This is a genomic window from Paenibacillus andongensis, assembly GCF_025369935.1.
In the GTDB taxonomy this organism is placed as follows: Bacteria; Bacillota; Bacilli; order Paenibacillales; family NBRC-103111; genus Paenibacillus_E; species Paenibacillus_E andongensis.
In genome coordinates, this window is the sequence record NZ_CP104467.1 from 2,409,936 (window position 1) to 2,428,506 (window position 18,571).

Genomic DNA, 18,571 nt, shown 5'->3' on the forward strand with positions numbered 1-18,571 from the left:
GCTCTTGAGATACATTCACATGTTTATGTCATGTTGTCTACTTGAAAACTAATTTCTTTAATTACTTTTCTTCGATATTGGCCCGGGGTAACGCCAGTAAACTTCTTAAATAACTTATGAAAATAAGGTAAGCTCTCATAACCGCAATTGTGGGCGATCGTATCAATACCTAAGTCGGTAGTTAGAAGCAGCTCCTTTGCAGTTGAAATTCGCTTGGCATTCACGTAGTCGGTGATGTTCATCCCGGTTAATTGTTTAAACACCCTGGATAAATGAGCAGCTGAGACTGAAGTGTGCTTAGCCAAATAAGAAAGTCCAGCGATGGGGTCAGTGTGAAACTGATCTAAGTGTTGAAGGATGTTTCGTAACCAGGAGGGGCCGACATCGGACGCAGCCAATTGATGATGGGATTCTTTTAATATCAAACGATTAATGCTGATCAGAAGGCTATTTAAATGTAGCTGAACTGCGTATCTAAAACCAGCTTCGTGTTGTTCCAATTCTTCATGCATTTGTTTGAGCTTTTCTTCAAGATGAGGGCGCATGGCTGCTGGGACAACAAGCTTATAGCTCTTATATTTCCGGGCTCGCTCAAAAACTTGCATATTCGTAAACGAATCACCTGCTGAATAATGTCCAATCAATTGCGGATCAAAAAAGACAGCAGTGGCCGTAATTGGAGATTCGGCATCTGGCAATGCCTGATGAATGGTATTGCCAGGGATGATGAAGAGGTCTCCTTCATGCATCTCATAGAGCATTTGGTTTAAGAAAAACGTACCTTTTCCACTATAAACATAAACCAATTCAAAGCGATCGTGAAGATGTTCCGGTAGTTCACGATTTGGTGTCTTTTTGTCCTTAAATACAATTTCAAATGGCAGGAGGTCGTCGTTAGTAAAGTTCTTTATAAACGGTTTTTGCATTTCCGAATCCTCCCTAGATGATCACACTTCATTGTTTATCTTATTTATAGAATATCAAAATAGAGTATGTTTTTGCAAAGGTAAAGAATTAACAAATGCCATGATCTTGGTACAATAATAGGTGTGGAGTTATACAGAGACTTTTGCCTGAAAGCGCATTAACTGGACGAGAATATTGTTGTTTAAACAGCAATAACCTGGAAGAATCTCAATATAATCTATCATAACCCAACGCAGTATTTGGATGGATCGGAAAATCTCACTAAAGGAGCCAGTCATCGATGGACGTCGTTTACCAATTTAAAGAAGTAGCGAGACTTCCCTTGCCCGGGGATAACTGTGCTGTTGCGATTCAGCAATTGAACTCCGGTACCGTCATTGCGTATGAAGGCCAGTTCCTTACCCTGGATTATACGGTTATGGAAGGTCATCGATTTGCAGTGAAAACGATTGCACCTGGCGAAGATCTGCTTTCGTGGCATTTGCCTTTCGGCGTCGCGCTTAAACCGATTCAGCCCGGCCACTATGTGGTCAACGAAACAGTACGGGAAGCGCTCAGTGTGCGCCAGTTGGCATTCGCGGTGCCTGCGGACCCCAATTTTGCTGATCAAGTTTCTCCATATATCCTTGATGAAGAGAACTTCCAGCCGGCTGAGGCATCGCCGGTTTTTAAGGATACGCGTACTTTCATGGGATATCGCCGCCATGAAGATCGCGGGGTTGGCACCCGGAACTACATCGTACTGCTGGGTACCACTTCTCACACGGGAAGCTACGTGAATGAGCTTGCCTCTCGTCTGCAAGGCGAGTGGAAGAACGGTTCGAATATAGATGGAATCGTTCCCGTCGCTCACACGGAGGGCGGCACAGAGAAGCCGAATAATGTGGACTTGCTGCTGCGGACGCTCGCAGGTTTCATGGTCAACCCGAACGTCGGAGCGGTATTGGTTGTCGATTATGGCAATGAATCGATCACGAATCAGATGGTTGAGGCTTATGCACGCGAGCATAGTTATCCGATCGATGAAGTGCTGCATAAGTTCGTGTCCCTCACAGGCAGCTTTGAAGAGGAGCTGGTTAAAGGTGAAGCGATAGTCCGAGCATGGCTGTCTACGGTCAACACAATGCAGCGGACGCCTGAATCCATTCGCCACTTGCGAATCGGCTTGCAGTGCGGCGGTTCGGATGCATTTTCCGGAGTATCTGCGAATCCACTGCTCGGTTGGGTTTCAGAACAGTTGGTGCGTTACGGCGGTGCGGCTAGTCTTGCCGAAACGGATGAGTTGATTGGTGCGGAGCCCTATGTCTTGTCGAAGGTACGTAACGTAGAAACCGCGCGCAAATTTCTGGAACTTGTGAACCGATTTAAGGAGCGCACGTCATGGCACGGCACCAGTGCGGAAGGTAACCCGTCAGGCGGCAACATGTATCGCGGCTTGTACAACATCTATCTCAAATCTATAGGCGCCGCTATGAAGAAAGACCCGACAACGCGGATTGATTATGCAACTGAGTACGGGGAGCTCATGAAGGATGGCGGCTATTACTTCATGGATAGCCCTGGCAATGACCTGGAGAGCATCGCCGGACAGGTAGCCGCAGGCTGCAACATGATCTTCTTTACAACAGGAAATGGTTCAATTACCAACTTTCCATATGTGCCTACGGTTAAGGTGGTCACGACAACTCGCCGCTTCCAATTGCTGTCGAACGATATGGATGTGAACGCGGGGCAGTATCTGGAAGGCAAGTCGATGGATGAGCTGGGACAAGAGGTATTCGAGTTGGCGCTCCAAATTGCCTCTGGTCAGCGAAGCGTCGGCGAGAAGGCAGGCCATGCCCAAGTGCAAATTTGGCGCAACTGGCAACAGAACGATGCGAGTCAGTTGGAGACGCTGCTTCACACTCCTGTACCGACAGGAGTACCGATCGAAATTGAAGATAATGCTGCAAAAATGGCTAGCCCGATCCAATTCACCTTTACTCGGCATCGGAATCGGCAGTCAAGTAGCAATATCGGCTTGATCGTGCCGACCAGTCTTTGTGCCGGACAGGTAGCGGGGATGATCACTCGGCGCCTGAACGAGCAAAGAGTAGGGCAGCCCGAGCTCTCGCGCTTTGTCACATTGGCGCACACGGAAGGCTGCGGCACCTCGGGGGGACCAGCCGAATCACTTTTTGCCCGCACGATGATCGGCTATATTACGCACCCGATGGTAGAGCATTGTTTGCTTCTGGAGCATGGCTGTGAGAAAACGCATAACGATTACATGCGCCATAAGATGGATGTGATGGGTGTCGATGCGAGCCGTCTTGGTTATGCCAGCATCCAGCTCGATGGTGGAATTGCCAAGGTGAGCGAGAAGGTTGAGACCTGGTTCGCCGATCGATTGGTTACGGCCGATCCTGCGGAGAAGGTGACAGTTGGTCTGGAAGGGCTGCGCATCGGGATCGTAAGCGTTGGCGCCATTAACAAAGATGCCGGCAAGCAGCTGGGGTTACTAACCAAGATGATTGTCGGGGCCGGAGGCTTGGTTGTCGTTCCCGAAAACAGCGGATTGCTTGCTGAAGATGCGTTCAGTCATCATTTATTTAGCACGTCTCAAGTTCGCCCGTCTATTGCCTACGGGGAACACGTCCGCCAAAACGGCTTCCACATTATGGAGACTCCAACAACGCATGGGGTAGAGACGATTACTGGACTCGCTGCCACAGGTGTAGAATTAATAATTGCGCTGATCGGTGATCGTCCGATGCAAACACATCCTTTCGTCCCCATGCTGCAAGTGACGTCAGAACAGGCTGTGCAGAATAACCATAAGCAAGATGTCGATTTGGTCCTCGAAGGCAACCCGAGCTTATGGGTGAATCATATTCTCGAGCGCAGCAAAGAAATTCTGGAACATACTTATGTGCCGCGTCTCTATCAGCAAGGTAATATCGATTTTCAAATGACACGGGGCTTTTTGGGTGTGTCGTTATAATGCAGACAATATCAGAAAGCGAGGAACACTCTATGGCGAACGCATTGTTATCTCTACGGCCGCTTGGCAATACTGGCCTACTCATATCACCGCTATGTATTGGAGCCGCTCCGCTCGGGGATATGCCAGAGACCTTTCAATACAGCACATCGGAAGAACAAGCATTGGTGACGTTGCGCACCGCCTTTGAAAGCCCAATCAACTTTCTGGATACGGCTGCCGCATATGGCGATGGCGAGAGCGAACGGCGAATCGGCAAGGCCATTCAAGCGAATGGTGGTCTTCCCGCAGGTTATGTGTTGGCCACCAAAGCCGACCGCGACCTTAAGACTGGCGACTTCAGCGGCGAACAGATCAAACGTTCCATCGAAGGAAGTCTCGAACGCTTAGGACTTGACCGTCTACAATATGTTTACATCCACGATCCAGAACATACCACCTTCGAAAATGTGATGGGATCGGACGGACCGTTAGAAGTACTGCAAAAGTTTCAAGAGCAGGGAGTCATCGATCACATCGGCATTTCCGGCGGTCCGATCGATATGCTCATTCGTTATGTCGAAACGGGAGCGTTTAGTAGCGTTGAAACCCACAATCGCTATACGCTGCTCAATCGGGCTGCCGAACCTTTGCTTGATGTCGCGAATCGTATGGGCGTGGCGGTTATTAACGCCGCTCCTTATGGTAGTGGCATATTGGCCAAAGGACCGGATGCATACGCACGTTATGCCTATAGCGAAGCTCCGCCACAAATGTTGGAGAGAGCGCGAATGTTCGCCAAGGTGTGCCTTGAATACAATGTTCCGCTTGCTGCCGCAGCACTTCAATTCTCGCTTCGTGACCCGCGGATCGCTAGTACGGTCGTCGGCATGAGTAAACCGGAACGGGTAGCCCAGACGTTGGAGCTCGCGAATTACCCGATTGCCCCTGAGCTGTGGCCGGCGCTTGAAGCCTTTGGCTACGATACGGAAGATCCCGAAGAGAATCGATTTGCTTAGTAGGTGGGAATAGATCATGATCATCTAGATCGATTCATAACCGAACTGCCCGGGTGATTCATTGCGTTGGAACAATAATCTCGTCCCAAAGAGAATGTATTTGGGGCGGGATTTTTTAGGTGCGCTTGGCAGCGCGCCGACTAAGGAGTGAAAGTCTCCAGCATACCGTTGAGGTGGCGAAAGTGCATAGCTGAAGCACAGTGCGTAGTCAGCAGCAAAGACAAATGGAAAAGATGTGATGACACCAACATTCCAACTAGGTCTTGACTTTAGCCGTAAATTCTGGAGCAATGGCACTGGTAAATTGTATTTCATTCCTGGCGGTCATGTGGGACCTGATGGTTATGGGCAGGAGCATGTGGAAGAAAATCGGTATCGGCGGTTGAGTGAGGTTGGATAATTGGATGGAAGGACCGGTGCTCCGATTGGGGTGCCGGTTTTGTTTTTTATAACGTAAACTGGCAGAGCAGGATTAAACCGAGGGACGGGCAGTAATACGAAATAAAGTTGCAACTTGCGTTTAAATCATTGTTCCGAAATTAACAAGAAATGTTCGCCCTTACGATTTAATTGAAAACCAAAAACAAGTTCATATCGATTTTTCATAAATGATGATCGCCTTTTTACATTTACAATCCAGTTTGTCAAGCCTATGATTAATTTAGCTAAAATATTTAAACAACTCATGTTTGAAAAGGAGTTACTTTATGAAAACAACGGATTTTATCGAAAACAAGTCACAAGCGTATGAGACTCGTCAAAATTGCCATGGCGGCGAAGGTCCTTTTCAGCTAAAGGATATTATTCAAGCGGTGTCATCAAGCGATAAGCAGTACATCAAATTCATTCATGATGATATTATCCCGCCAGGTTCTACCTTCGGCTATCACCAGCATAACAGCGATGTTCCCATGGAAGAGTGGTATTACTGCATTTCTGGTCACGGAATCATGGAGCTTGACGGCAACCAATACGAGATGTCAGCCGGCGATATAAGCGTCTGCCGTGCAAATGGAAGCCACGGTCTTATTAATAACGGTCCCGAGGATTTAAGAATTATCGTGATATATGCTTCAGCAATAAAATAATGGGGGAATTAGCTTGAGCGACAGAAAACTTAAAGTAGGTGTTGTCGGCTTAACTGTAGGAGCAAGTCATGTTAAAGATTACGCCAACAGCGACACCGTTAAAGAAATTGTGTTGTGCGACGTTGATGAATCAAGACTGAAAGAGATAGGCGATAAATATAACATTTCAAAAAAATATACGGATTTCGATAAGATGCTAAAAGAGGAAAATCTGGATGCGATTAGCCTCGCAGTCCCAAATTTTTTGCATATGAGGCTTTCCATTCAGGCGATGGAAGCGGGCGTGCATGTGCTGTGTGAAAAGCCTATGGCAAGAAATGCGGCAGAAGGGAGAAAAATGCTTGAGGCCGCTCAAAAGCACAACAAGAAGTTGATGATCAACTTCAATCAGCGTTTTCTACACGAAAGCCAAACGTTAAAATCCGTGATCGACGAAGGCAAGCTCGGCGATATCTATTATGTACGGACGCTGTGGCAGCGAAGACGAGGAGTGCCATGGTGGTATCCGCTTTCATCTGGAAAAGAAGTATGCGGCGGCGGAGCTCTCATTGATCTTGGCGTCCATGTGCTTGACCGTGCTATGTGGTTTTGCGGATACCCCGATCCGGAATGGGTACTAGGAAACACGTTTTGCAAGGTCTCCAAGGACGAGGCTGAGCGCAAAGGTATTCAGAATTTCGAGCTCGAAGACATGGGGGTAGCTATGTTTCGTATGACGGGCGGGGTTATGCTTGAATTGGAAGCATCCTGGGCGAGCAATCGTGAGAACGAGGTGATTACAACACGAATATATGGCTCCAAGGGCGGTGCGGTCCTGCATACAGTAGTTGGAGATGGTAAGGCTGCAAGCAATAAAGTGATTTTGGAAATCGGCGGAGAAGTCCATGACATTCCTTTAGAAGATATGAAGATTTCTAAGATGCCGAATGTTCGGCAAGCATTTCTGGATGCCATTATCAATGATGATGAAGTACCGTGCACACCTCAACAGGGACTTAAGATCACTCAAATGTTAGATATGGTTTACTTAAGCGCTGAAAATGGCACGCCGGTCAAACTCGAATAATTAATTGATGAAGCAATTCAATTACGAAATCTGCTTGGAGACATTCCCGTTTTTGACTGGAAAAAACGAGAGAAATTATAGATATCAGAAAAGCCGCAACTGCTCGCAATATCCGTGATATTGAGAGTAGACATGCGCAACAGAGTTTTGGCAGTTTCCAGTCTGCAGCGCTGCAGATAGGCGTAGGGCGTAACGCCGCGTTCCTGTTTAAAAATGCGAATAAAATGATCTGTCGTAAGAGAAAAGTTCTGGGCAAGTTCGCTCATATCGTATTGCCGCTGTGGATGTTGTTGAAACATGCGGCATAGCTCATCCATTTTTATTGTATACGCTCCGACTGATGTTGGCGTTAAATTTTGATATTCCGTAATAAGTGCTTGCAGCCATATTTCCATTTGCGTCAAGTTATTTCTTTCTTCGGATAAACGAAAGCGATTGAAAAGCTCTAGTACAAAATGATATTGATCAAAATGATGATGCTCAGGCAAGTCACACAAGATATCCGGATTTCGCAATGTAAAATCTATATAACGTACATCGAGACTGGCAAGTTCATTTTGATAAGCGTCGACCTCCTTCTTATAATTGATAAAAAAAACATCACCGATGCTTAATTTATAGCAGTTCTTGCCTAGCTTGATTTGACCTTCTCCACCCCAAATACTCCACAAGGTAAACCCTAGATGACAACCGACGGGAACATGCCATTTCCAATCTGGAACGCAGTGCTTCCCGTAATGCATTGCTATGATCTCCATATACATCACTCCGGTTTTAGGTATCGATTTTTCATAAATAATTCAATCATTTATAACCCAAATAGTCAAGTCGTCATTATTGTAATTGTTTTGGTTCCAGTGCGGGCTGTTATTGAATAAGCAACTTTTTGAAAACGCTTAACTATTGCTCTATCACTGAAGTGAATGGAAAGCGAGGTAAAAACATGGATAAAACCAGAATCATTCAAATCGGTACAGGATTGCACGGATTGCACTGGATCAAAACGATCCTCTCCATGGAAGATGTCGAGTTGGGCGCGATCGTGGATATGAGCGTGGACAATTTGGAAATGGCTCGGTCTTTGCTGGGGGGCAAACCTGTCCCCGCTTATACGGATTACAATAAGGCGCTTCAGGAAACGACGGCGGACATCGCGGTGGTGGTCACTCCTCCCGGCACGCACAAAAAAATTATGGAGGATATGCTGAAAGCGGGACTCCATGTCATTATGGAAAAACCGATTTCTCTGGATTGGAGCGAATCTGTGGAAATGGCTGACGTTGCCGATAAAAGCGGAAAGTATGTCATGATCAGCCAAAATTACCGCTGGAATCCCACTATTCAAGCGGTCAAAGCCGCTGTGGATTCCAATGTCGTCGGCCGCATAGAAGAAGTAGAATGGTTATTCGCCCGAAACCATACCGCATCCAGCTCGTTCGTCGAATGGCGCAAGCAAATGGAAGAGATGTTTATGAAAGAAATGTGCATTCATCATTTCGATTTGATGCGGTATTTGCTAGGTGCCAATGCGGTATCCGTCTACGCTGAAAGCGCGAGTCCATCCTGGAATTTTCTCGACAGCAATGGGTCCGTTTCCGCCATTATCCGATTCGAACCTGAAGTGATGGTTCACTACTACGGGAGCTTTATCAATCGTGGAACCGATACGCCATGGCACGGCTATTTTCGTCTTATCGGCAGTGAGGGTGCAATCGAATCGTATGACGATACTCCCTGTATCATAAGACTGGATGGGTCCAGACAACGTATTCCGCTGCCGGATATGACCTACACGGGATTAAAGTATTCGCTGGTGGAGATGCTTAACTCGATCCGAGAAGGACGTAAACCGATGACCCATATAGGCGATAATCTGCATAGCTGGGAAATTGCGTGTAGGGCGGTCGAGTCGATAAAAGAGGAAAGAAGGATCAGATTTACATGAAAGGAAATTCGGTTGGGGGGTGATCTTCAAGGGAAGAAAGTCAAAAATATCGTTGGATGCCAGGTTTCAGCCCGAAAATTACCAATCTGAGGGGGAAAAACGTATGTTGAAAAAAATGACAACGGTTTCAATTAGTCTGGCAATTTTGCTCACTGCTGCGGCTTGCGGAGGAGCAGTTCCGGAAAGCCCATCTAGCAACACAAGTCAATCCAATAACAACTCCGCGAAAGATATCCCAAAAACCGACACCAAGGATGCGAGTGAGAATGTGACCCTCCGTTTCTCGACCTGGGATACAGCAAGTCGATTGGATACATACAAAGCTGTCGTGGACGGTTTTCAGGCTAAATATCCGAACATTAAAGTACAGGTTGAGTCCGTACCGGACAGCTACGAGCAGAAAATATTCACGTCACTTGCCGCCGGCAACGCTCCAGACGTCTTCTTATGGTGGAACTATCCGCAGCTCGTGGACAAAGGGGCTGTAGAGCCTTTGGACTCTCATATCAAAAGCGGTGAGATTGATCCGAAACAATATTACCCCGAGATTTTCAACTCTTCTAAGGTGAACGGCGTTCTGTATTCCATTCCTAATATTCCATCGACCAGAGCTATATTCTACAATAAGGCTCTGTTCGACAAAGCCGGTGTTCCTTATCCGAAAGACGATTGGACGTATGACGATTTCTTGAGTGCCGCACAGAAGCTTACCGGCAACGGGGTGTACGGCTTCGTAAACGAGGCCAAAGGTACGTACACACTGCAGCAGTTTGTATGGACCAATGGGGGTAAATTAATCAGTGATGACGGTAAAACCGTCGACGGTATTATGAATTCGCCGCAAACGGCGGAAGCCCTACAGTGGTATGCTGATCTGGTCAATAAGTACAAAGTATCGCCGTCCCCGTCGGCGTCTACCACGATGGGCGGTGGAACCGAGATGTTTAAGACGGGCAAGGTGGCCATGTTCGAAAGCGGATTATGGCCGTTGAACGACTTTAAGAAAATGAGCAATTTTAGCTTTGGCACTGCGATGATGCCCCGTAAGAACGGCAAGCTTGTTGGTGTCATGCATACGAGTGGATTTGTCGTTTCCAAAACGTCCAAGAATAAAGATGCGGCATTCAAATTCGCCAACTATATGGGCAGCAAGGAAGGCCAGACGGATTTCGTCAAGCTAGGCTTCGGTCTTCCAGAGATGCCGTCGATCGCGCAAGACCTGAAGACGTCTGAAGATCCTTATTTAAAACCATTCCTCGGGATGATTAAGTATGCGACGGTAACACCTTCCTATTATACTACCCCGGAGTGGAGCAAGATCGATGCGAAACTCGTCAATGCCATGGAAGCAACGATTTTAGGGAAAATGACAGCGCAGGAGGCCTTGGATAACGCAGTAAAAGAAATAAAAACGACTTTGCAAGTCGGTAAATAATTCTGTAATCTGCCGCAATTTGTATCGATAGCTGCGATTTAGCAGCTATTGATACAAGCGGCTACGGATACAGATATTTAATTGAGCCGAAAGCGGTGAGCAGATGAAACGGAAGAAAAGAACAATTCGACAGTTTGAAGGTTTCAGCTTTATTGGGTTGTGGATCATTGGATTTATTGCCTTTTCCCTCGGTCCATTAATTTTTTCGTTGATCATCAGTTTTTATAAATGGAGCTTGCTCGATAAACCCGTTTTTATCGGGCTCAAAAATTATATCGATATGTTTACGTTGGATCCGTTATTTTGGAAATCGATCAAGGTTACGATCACCTATGCCATTGTTTCGGTTCCTTTAGGGCTGGTTGTATCACTGCTTTTGGCGTTATTACTTAATCTGAAATTAAAGGGCATGGGCATATTTCGGACCTTGTTTTATTTGCCTTCCGTCATTACAGGGGTTGCGGTAGCTGTTTTGTGGATGTGGGTGCTGCAACCTGACTTCGGAATATTAAATTATTTTTTATCGTTCGTAGGCATTAAAGGTCCGGATTGGCTCGGGGACCCGCAATGGGCGCTTACTTCATTAATCATGATGAGTGTGTGGGGCTCGGGCGGGGGAATCGTCATTTTTCTGGCTGGACTGCAAAATATACCGCATCTGTTGTACGATGCTTCCAGCATTGACGGCGCCACGAAGTTCAGGCAGTTCTGGACGGTCACGCTACCGATGATTACGCCTACGATCTTTTTTAACTTGATTATGGGGATTATCGGTGCGTTTCGAACGTTTACGCAAGGTTATGTGATGACCAAAGGGGGCCCGCTGAATTCGACCTATTTTTATGCGCTCTATATTTACAATAAAGCATTCCAGGATCTGCAAATGGGTTATGCGGCTGCACTATCATGGATTCTGTTCATCATAATCGCGGTATTAACGTTATTGGTGTTTAAAACGGCGGGCTCATGGGTTTACTACGAGGCAGAGAGGAAGGGCTAGTGATGAATCGCATGAATATCTTCGGTAAAAGTGTAACTTATGCATTCCTTATTGTATCGTCGCTCGCATTCATTATCCCTTTCATCTGGATGGTGTCGACCTCGCTCAAGGAGCCGGGAGCCATATTCGTATTCCCGCCTGAGTGGATACCGGAACATTTCATTTTCCATAATTACAAGGCAGCCTGGACGGTTGCCCCGTTTAATCTGTTTCTCAAAAATACAGTAATCATTGTCGTATTGACGACGCTCGGAACCGTGATTTCCTCCTCAATTGTCGCTTTCGGTTTCGCACGGCTCGTTTTTAAAGGGAGAAACGTTTGGTTCGCCATACTACTTGCTTCCATGATGATCCCCTACGAAGTGACGCTCATTCCGCTCTATGTGGAATTTAAAATGTTGGGTTGGATTGATACGCTGCGCTGCTTGATCATTCCTTCCTTCTTCGGCTCAGCGTTTAATATTTTTCTGCTCCGGCAATATTTCTTAACGATCCCTTATGAACTTGATGAGGCAGCCATTATCGACGGATGCAGCACCTTCAAAGTCTATTGGCGGATTCTGCTGCCGATTGTTTCTCCTGCCCTTGTGACTGTGGCTATTTTTCAAGTGATGCATGCATGGACCGATTTTATGGGGCCACTTATTTTCCTAAACGACCAAAGAAATTATACAATTACGCTGGGACTTAATCTGTTCCGGAACAGTTACCTGACCGAGTGGAACAACTTAATGGCAATCGCAAGTTTAGTGACCGTCGTACCCCTGGTCATTTTCTTCATAGGCCAAAAATATTTGATCGGCGGCATTGCCGCTAGTGGAATTAAAGGATAGAATCAGAAATTTATCTCATAAATCACCGCGTTAAACGCGGTTTTTTTTGTTTTTATTGCAGGGGATGATACTAGCTATATAGAAGATTCTTACAATGCGAATGTTATCTCGAAAAGGGGGATGATCATGAGAAGGACAAGTTACTTCGTAAAGCTGCTCTTCTTCAACATCGTACTGGTCATCATCGCCGTTTCGATTCTCGGTTACATTGCCTTTTACAAGACAAGCGGCTTAATTAACGAGAAGATCGACAAAATAAATGCACAGCTTCTCCTTCAGACGCAGCTTCAGTTGGAAAATTCTTTTCAATCCGTTGAAAGCGCCATCATCCAATTTACTTTGCTTCCGAGCTTTACAAGCATATTGAACGATGACCTTGCTAAGATCAGTTTTGACAATTATGTCAAGGTTAAAAATGCGGTGGCGGAGATTAGCTCTTTATATTCGCATTCCTCGATCATCAACAGTCTGGAAATTATTAATATAGAAAAAGGGTGGGTTTTACGAAATGGCGGGGTACTCCCGATAACCGAGGTATACACCAGTGAAGAAATGAATCAACTTAGGCAAGTCGTTTCAGGCTCAACATGGAATAAATCGGCGGATTCTGATTTTTTCCAGTACACATTGAAAGTGCCCTTTTCAGCATTTGACCGATTCCAGGGGATCGTGAGAACAAAAATTTCGAGCATCGATTTGTTTCGTGAGTTGATGGCGAGCAAAGATTTAGGCGAAATGACGATGATTGACGACAAGGGCAAAGTCATTCGGAACATAACGCAGTATGACCTTCGCGATCAAGACGTGAACCAGATTGCCCAAATGACGCAATCGCAAGTGCAGCAAGCCCCCCAAGGTAATTTCTTAACCAGAATCAATGGATCTAAATATTCGTTCACCTTTCGGCATTCAGAGAAATACAAATGGACCTATTTATCGATGGTATCGACTTTAGAGGCCGAGCAAAACTCCCGGTTCATCGGCCTATTTATTTTTATCACAGGTTTTGTTGTGATTAGCGTATTTTTCGTTCTTTCCTTTTACGGTACCCGAAGACTATACTCTCCTATCAAACGGTTGTACCATATGGTCGCAATCAACTCCTCGGATAAATTGAATGTCCAGTTGCAAAGCAACGAAATGGATTATATGAATAATCGGATGCATGCTTTTTTTCAGGACAGCCTGAAGCTCAAAGGCCAGTTACATATTCAAAAGAATCAGTTGAACGATTTTTTTGCTTATAAATTGTTTCAAGGTGAAGTGAAGCCTCAGGAAATCGAAAGTACCCTCGGCCCTGATACAGACTGGAACCATTTTTGTGTGCTCACGGTGCAGATCGATACATTAACAGATACCGGTTATTCGGATACGGACCGCGATCTTTTATTATTTGCCGTAAAAAATATGCTTGGCGAAACCGCCTCGGAATTGTTAGTGCTGAATCCCGTCATTATGAATCATATGCAAGTCGTTCTGCTTGGCACTGAGCATCTAAATGTTGACGCTTTCAAGGAGGAACTTTATTTACTGTCTCGTTCTATCCAGCAGGTCGTCAAGCAGTATTTGCGTCTTCAAGTAAGCATTGGGATCAGCCGTCCGTTCTACCAACCGGTAGAAGCTTTTACTGCATTTGGCGAGGCAACGGATGCGTTAAAATCAAGGTTTACTCAGGGCAAAGAGGCCATCCTGTATGCTTCCGATTTTGATGTGAACGAATCGGGCCACACCGGTAAATACCCCGGTTATATGGTGAAAGAATTAATCGATGCGATTAAATTCGCTGACGTGGAGCAATCGAAGCGCACGCTTCATAACATCATTACGGAAATGTGTTCGGGTCACTATGGCTATCGGTATTGTTCCATGTTTATTTTTCTTTTGCTGATGGATTTGATCAAAATTTCGTATCAATCAGATGAAATGTTCATCTCGTTGTTCAAAGAAAAACCGATTTTTCAGAAGCTGGATCAGCTGTTGCAGATTTCCGTCCAAGAAATGGAGACTTGGATATACAGTCAGGTCGTGGAACCGATCTTGGAGGAAATGCTCACTCGCAGCGAGTCCCAGCAGAGGAATGTCATCAAAACATTGATTCAGATCATCCATGATGAATACCATTCCGAGTTGACGTTGGAAGCCTGCGCTTCCCGTCTTCATTATAACCCGAACTACTTGGGGCAAATATTCCGAAAAGAAACGGGGAGCAGCTTTAGCGATTATTTATCCCATTATAGGCTGAATATGGCGAGAAGACTGCTGGAGGAGACTGATGATCAAATTCAGGAGATCGCTGAAAAGCTGCGATTCAGCAATTCGCAAAATTTTATTCGTTATTTTAAGAAGATGGAAGGCATTACGCCTAAGCAGTACCGAGATCATTTGGTGAAGCATAACGAGTGAAGCACCGTGGACAGCGCAGGCCGACCGCTCTCGAATGAGCGCGTGGCATGCGCGTTTTTTTTGACCACAATGGAAAGTATAAGTTTTCGGTTCCCGAAAACGTCTTTCTATTTGGCGATAAAACCTACCTCTAAACGCGGTCGCTCATCTTTGAATGGCCTCGATAGAGGTTTTCTCATATGAGGAGGCTCCCCCAAAAGTAATCGGATTTAACTTCGAAGACTTTTGGGGGGACTTTTTGGATAATCATTTCGTTACTGTGTTCGAGATTATCCGCGAAAACCGGGGAAACAGAATGATCAGTAGAGAACTGCGGTGCGGATTATTTACAATCTGCCTCCCCCTCTAGTACCTTAGCGTTATCAAACACGAGATGGGAGGTATCCTATTGAAAGCGCTGACAGAGATAGCGGAGAATAATCGTCATCGTAGCGTCGCCAAGACGGAAGGGGTATGGGGTAAGTTCTTAAAGGAAGTCAAAAGGGACTATTGGTTATATCTCATGCTGCTGCCGGGTGTAATTTATTTTCTGATTTTCCGTTATGTTCCGATGTGGGGGCTGGTCATTGCGTTTCAGAATTACATGCCGTTCCTCGGAATCGCCAAAAGTGAGTGGGTAGGCTTCGCTCATTTTCATGCGTTGTTCACAAGTCCCGATTTCTGGATGCTGTTGCGAAATACCGCGATCCTAGCGGCGTACAACATTTTTCTATTTTTTCCATTACCTATCATTATCGCGCTAATGCTCAATGAAGTCCGGCATGAAGTGTTCAAGAAGTTTGTCGTTTTGCTGGTTTATGTTCCGCATTTTCTGTCTTGGGTTATTGTTGTTAGCTTTTTTTACTTTTTCTTTACGATCGAGAACGGTATTGTCAATGAGATCTTGCAGTCCCTCGGATTCCAGAAAGTACATTTTCTGGACAGCACTCGTTGGTTTAGACCGATGGTCACCCTGGAAGTCATATGGAAAGAGACGGGATGGGGAACGATTATCTTTATGGCGGCGCTGGCTGGCGTCAATCCTCAGCTTTATGAGGCGGCCCGTATGGATGGGGCGAACCGCTGGCGGCAGCTATATCACATTACACTGCCTTCGATTCGAAGCACTATCGTCATCCTGTTGATTCTGCGGCTGGGATCGTTTCTCGATACCGGCTTCGAACAAATCTATCTGATGCTGAATACGCTCAACCGAGAAGTCGGGGAGGTGTTCGACACCTACGTATACACGGTGGGGATCTTAGGCGGCCAATTCGGCTTCAGTGCGGCGGTTGGCATGTTCAAGTCAGTGATCGGACTTGTTTTGGTTTTGCTCACAAACCGGCTGGCCAAAAAATTCGGGGAAGAAGGCATTTACTAAGCTTACAGGAGAGGAGGTGAGGGCAAAGATATGTACAGATCATGGGGCAGTAAGCTGTTCGATAGCGTTAATTATTTTCTTTTATTTCTGATGGCCGTGATTACTGTCGTTCCGTTTCTGCTCAACGTGACCGGCTCGTTCGCAGCTCCCAAGGAAGCTCTCCAGAAAAGCTTTGTGATCATCCCAGAGACGTTTTCACTCGCCGCTTACCGGTACATTTTCAGCACGAATACGATTCCGCACTCGTTATGGGTCACGATTTTCATCACAGTTGCTGGAACGGCCATTAACATTGTGCTTACCGCCTTGATGGCGTTTCCTTTGGCCAATAAACGGCTAAGGATACGCAAGCCGGTCATGCTGATGGTCATTTTCTCCATGCTGTTCAGCGGAGGTATGATTCCGACCTATTTGGTCGTGAAAAATCTAGGATTGCTCGACACTTATGGGGCACTACTGCTTCCCGGGGCCATTAGTGCCTTTTATCTGATCATATTGAAAAACTTTTTCGCTCAGCTGCCGGATGAACTGGAGGATTCGGCCCGAATCGACGGCGCTAGCGATCCACAGATCTTGTTCATGATCGTGATTCCGCTGTCGATGCCGGCGATTGCGACATTAACACTGTTCTATGCAGTCGGGCATTGGAATCAATTTCTAAACGCTCTTCTCTATATTAATGATGCAAGCAAGTTCCCGATCCAGGTATGGCTGCGTCAAATCGTCCTTTTGTCACAAACCGGCATAGGTGATTCCGCCAACAACTTCGAGGGGGTGATTCCGCCGGGGAAAACGATCCAAATGGGTGTAACAGTCGTATCCACAGTTCCCATCCTGCTTGTATATCCTTTCTTGCAACGGCATTTTGCGAAAGGCGTGCTGCTCGGGTCCGTAAAAGAATAGGAAAGACGGCTCGGAAGCGGAAAACCATTTCAATACAAATATGGAGGTTATGCTTTATGAGTACAGGGTTTAAGAGAATAGCACCTGCGGTCTCGTTACTGCTTATCGCGGCTTTGACTGGATGTTCCGGAAGCAGCAATCCATCTGCAGCGGGCAGTACGGATTCGTCAGCGCCTTTTCGAATCAAAATGATGAGCCAATTTGAAACGGCAGAGCCCCCGACAGCGGACAACCCCGTTGTGAAATACATCGAACAGCAGACGAATACGAAGCTCGATATCACATGGGTGCTGAACTCCAATTATACAGATAAATTGAATGTATCGATGGCATCCGGGGACCTGCCGCAAGCGATGCTTGTCGTCAATCCGCAGGATACAGTCATCGTCAGCGCCGCGCAAAGCGGGTTCTTCTGGGATGTTGAGCCCTATTTGAAGGACTATCCGAACCTAAGCAAATTGGATAAAGATACGCTGAACAATACCCGGATCAACGGCAAAATCTACGGTCTTTACCGGGGCCGTTATCCGGAAAGGATCGTCATGTATTACCGGAAGGATTGGCTGAACAATGTCGGGATCAAAGAGCCGCCTAAAACCGTGGACGATTATTACAATGTGCTAAAAGCGTTTGCTTCGAACGACCCGGATAAAGACGGGAAGCAGAACACATGGGGCATCACCGAAAATAAAGATTTGGGCACTTACACGTTCCCGCTTATGTTCGGCGCGCCGTCCGGTTGGGGTTATATCAATAACCAGATGGTTCCCGATTTCATGACCAAGGAATTTGTGGACTACTTGAAATTCATGAAAAAGCTGTACGACGAAAAGCTCCTCAACCAAGATTTTGCCACAGTGCCGGGCGCCAAAGTATCGGAGGATTGGACCAACGGGAAAATCGGCATCAGAGGAAACATCATCGAAGCTTACCGCGGCGAAACGTTCGTCGGCCTTGGCAAAACGCTGCCTGGCGCAGACGTTCACATCATTCCGGCGCTCGTATCGACGACCGGCCAAAAGCGGGTTGCCAAGGGCAGCGGCTACCTGGGCATGTATATGTTCCCGAAGTCGAGCGTTAAAACGGAAGCCGATTTGAAGAAGATTCTAAGCTTCTTCGACAAGATGGCCGACGACAAGATGGTGAAGACGGTTCTGCTCGGCATTGACGGGGTTCATTTCAAGGAAGAGAACGGCGTACAGAAAATTTTGGACGATACGAAATACAACAAGGAAGTCGTGCCGCTCCAGCACCTCGCCATGCGGAGTATTTTGATCAACAACGGAACGCCGCTGGCGAAAGAGGCCATGGATACGCTTGCGGAAATCAAGCAGTACGGCGTTGCGGACGCATCGAGCGGACTCATTCTCAGCGACGACAACAAGAAGAAGCTGTCGACGAACAAAAAAATCATCGACGACGCAAAAATCAAATTCATCATGGGCGTTATTGACGAAGCGGGCTGGAACAAAGAGCTGGACAAGTGGAAACAGTCGGGCGGCGGCGACGTCATGAAGGAATATACCGAGCTGTACAACAAATACAAGAAATAACAGAAATAGCAATTGGAGCGTGAAATCATTGATGAATGACCGAGAGCTTGTGTCTCGCGGAGATTTGCATTACGAGC

15 protein-coding genes are annotated in these 18,571 nt (G+C 46.4%); 13 read left to right on the forward strand and 2 right to left on the reverse strand.

Features of this window, described 5'->3' with window-relative positions:
* Positions 1 to 23: 23 nt before the first annotated feature.
* Positions 24 to 926, reverse strand: coding sequence for a helix-turn-helix domain-containing protein (locus NYR53_RS10870; RefSeq protein ID WP_261305170.1), 903 nt, complete (start codon positions 924 to 926; stop codon positions 24 to 26).
* A gap of 281 nt (positions 927 to 1,207) precedes the next feature.
* Here NYR53_RS10870 and NYR53_RS10875 point away from each other — a divergent pair, with 281 nt between their 5' ends.
* The 5 genes from NYR53_RS10875 to NYR53_RS10895 all read left to right on the forward strand — a co-directional run bounded on the left by NYR53_RS10875 (position 1,208) and on the right by NYR53_RS10895 (position 7,062).
* Positions 1,208 to 3,910: a UxaA family hydrolase gene (locus NYR53_RS10875; RefSeq protein WP_261305171.1), complete on the forward strand. Its 2,703-nt coding sequence runs from the start codon at positions 1,208 to 1,210 to the stop codon at positions 3,908 to 3,910.
* Positions 3,910 to 4,908: an aldo/keto reductase gene (locus tag NYR53_RS10880; protein ID WP_261305172.1), complete on the forward strand. Its 999-nt coding sequence runs from the start codon at positions 3,910 to 3,912 to the stop codon at positions 4,906 to 4,908. The genes NYR53_RS10875 and NYR53_RS10880 overlap by 1 nt, the downstream gene beginning before the upstream one ends.
* Before the next feature lie 238 nt (positions 4,909 to 5,146).
* A complete protein-coding gene (locus NYR53_RS10885) occupies positions 5,147 to 5,308 on the forward strand; it encodes a hypothetical protein (protein WP_261305173.1) in 162 nt (53 codons plus the stop codon).
* Positions 5,309 to 5,615: 307 nt separating this feature from the next.
* Positions 5,616 to 5,996, forward strand: coding sequence for a cupin domain-containing protein (locus NYR53_RS10890; RefSeq protein ID WP_261305174.1), 381 nt, complete (start codon positions 5,616 to 5,618; stop codon positions 5,994 to 5,996).
* Between the two features lie 13 nt (positions 5,997 to 6,009).
* Positions 6,010 to 7,062: a Gfo/Idh/MocA family protein gene (locus NYR53_RS10895; RefSeq protein ID WP_261305175.1), complete on the forward strand. Its 1,053-nt coding sequence runs from the start codon at positions 6,010 to 6,012 to the stop codon at positions 7,060 to 7,062.
* A 17-nt stretch (positions 7,063 to 7,079) separates the two neighbouring features.
* On the opposite strand, the gene NYR53_RS10900 is transcribed toward NYR53_RS10895, so the two are convergent.
* Complete coding sequence (locus tag NYR53_RS10900) at positions 7,080 to 7,820, reverse strand: helix-turn-helix transcriptional regulator (RefSeq protein ID WP_261305176.1); 741 nt, start codon at positions 7,818 to 7,820, stop codon at positions 7,080 to 7,082.
* Positions 7,821 to 8,005: 185 nt separating this feature from the next.
* Here NYR53_RS10900 and NYR53_RS10905 point away from each other — a divergent pair, with 185 nt between their 5' ends.
* The 8 genes from NYR53_RS10905 (at position 8,006) to NYR53_RS10940 (ending at position 18,494) form a co-directional block, all read left to right on the forward strand.
* Positions 8,006 to 9,007, forward strand: a complete 1,002-nt coding sequence (locus tag NYR53_RS10905) for a Gfo/Idh/MocA family protein (protein WP_261305177.1) — start codon at positions 8,006 to 8,008, stop codon at positions 9,005 to 9,007.
* 103 nt (positions 9,008 to 9,110) lie between these two features.
* On the forward strand, positions 9,111 to 10,442 hold the full coding sequence (locus NYR53_RS10910) for an ABC transporter substrate-binding protein (protein WP_261305178.1): 1,332 nt from the start codon (positions 9,111 to 9,113) through the stop codon (positions 10,440 to 10,442).
* A gap of 103 nt (positions 10,443 to 10,545) precedes the next feature.
* Complete coding sequence (locus tag NYR53_RS10915; protein WP_261305179.1) at positions 10,546 to 11,442, forward strand: carbohydrate ABC transporter permease; 897 nt, start codon at positions 10,546 to 10,548, stop codon at positions 11,440 to 11,442.
* Positions 11,443 to 11,444: 2 nt separating this feature from the next.
* Positions 11,445 to 12,275, forward strand: a complete 831-nt coding sequence (locus tag NYR53_RS10920) for a carbohydrate ABC transporter permease (RefSeq protein ID WP_261305180.1) — start codon at positions 11,445 to 11,447, stop codon at positions 12,273 to 12,275.
* Between the two features lie 126 nt (positions 12,276 to 12,401).
* On the forward strand, positions 12,402 to 14,678 hold the full coding sequence (locus NYR53_RS10925) for a helix-turn-helix domain-containing protein (protein WP_261305181.1): 2,277 nt from the start codon (positions 12,402 to 12,404) through the stop codon (positions 14,676 to 14,678).
* A 502-nt stretch (positions 14,679 to 15,180) separates the two neighbouring features.
* Entirely contained in the window at positions 15,181 to 16,038 is an 858-nt protein-coding gene (locus NYR53_RS10930; RefSeq protein ID WP_437180172.1) for an ABC transporter permease, read from the forward strand.
* Between the two features lie 30 nt (positions 16,039 to 16,068).
* Complete coding sequence (locus tag NYR53_RS10935; RefSeq protein WP_261305183.1) at positions 16,069 to 16,941, forward strand: carbohydrate ABC transporter permease; 873 nt, start codon at positions 16,069 to 16,071, stop codon at positions 16,939 to 16,941.
* A 56-nt stretch (positions 16,942 to 16,997) separates the two neighbouring features.
* Positions 16,998 to 18,494, forward strand: a complete 1,497-nt coding sequence (locus tag NYR53_RS10940) for an extracellular solute-binding protein (protein WP_261305184.1) — start codon at positions 16,998 to 17,000, stop codon at positions 18,492 to 18,494.
* Positions 18,495 to 18,571 lie beyond the last annotated feature (77 nt).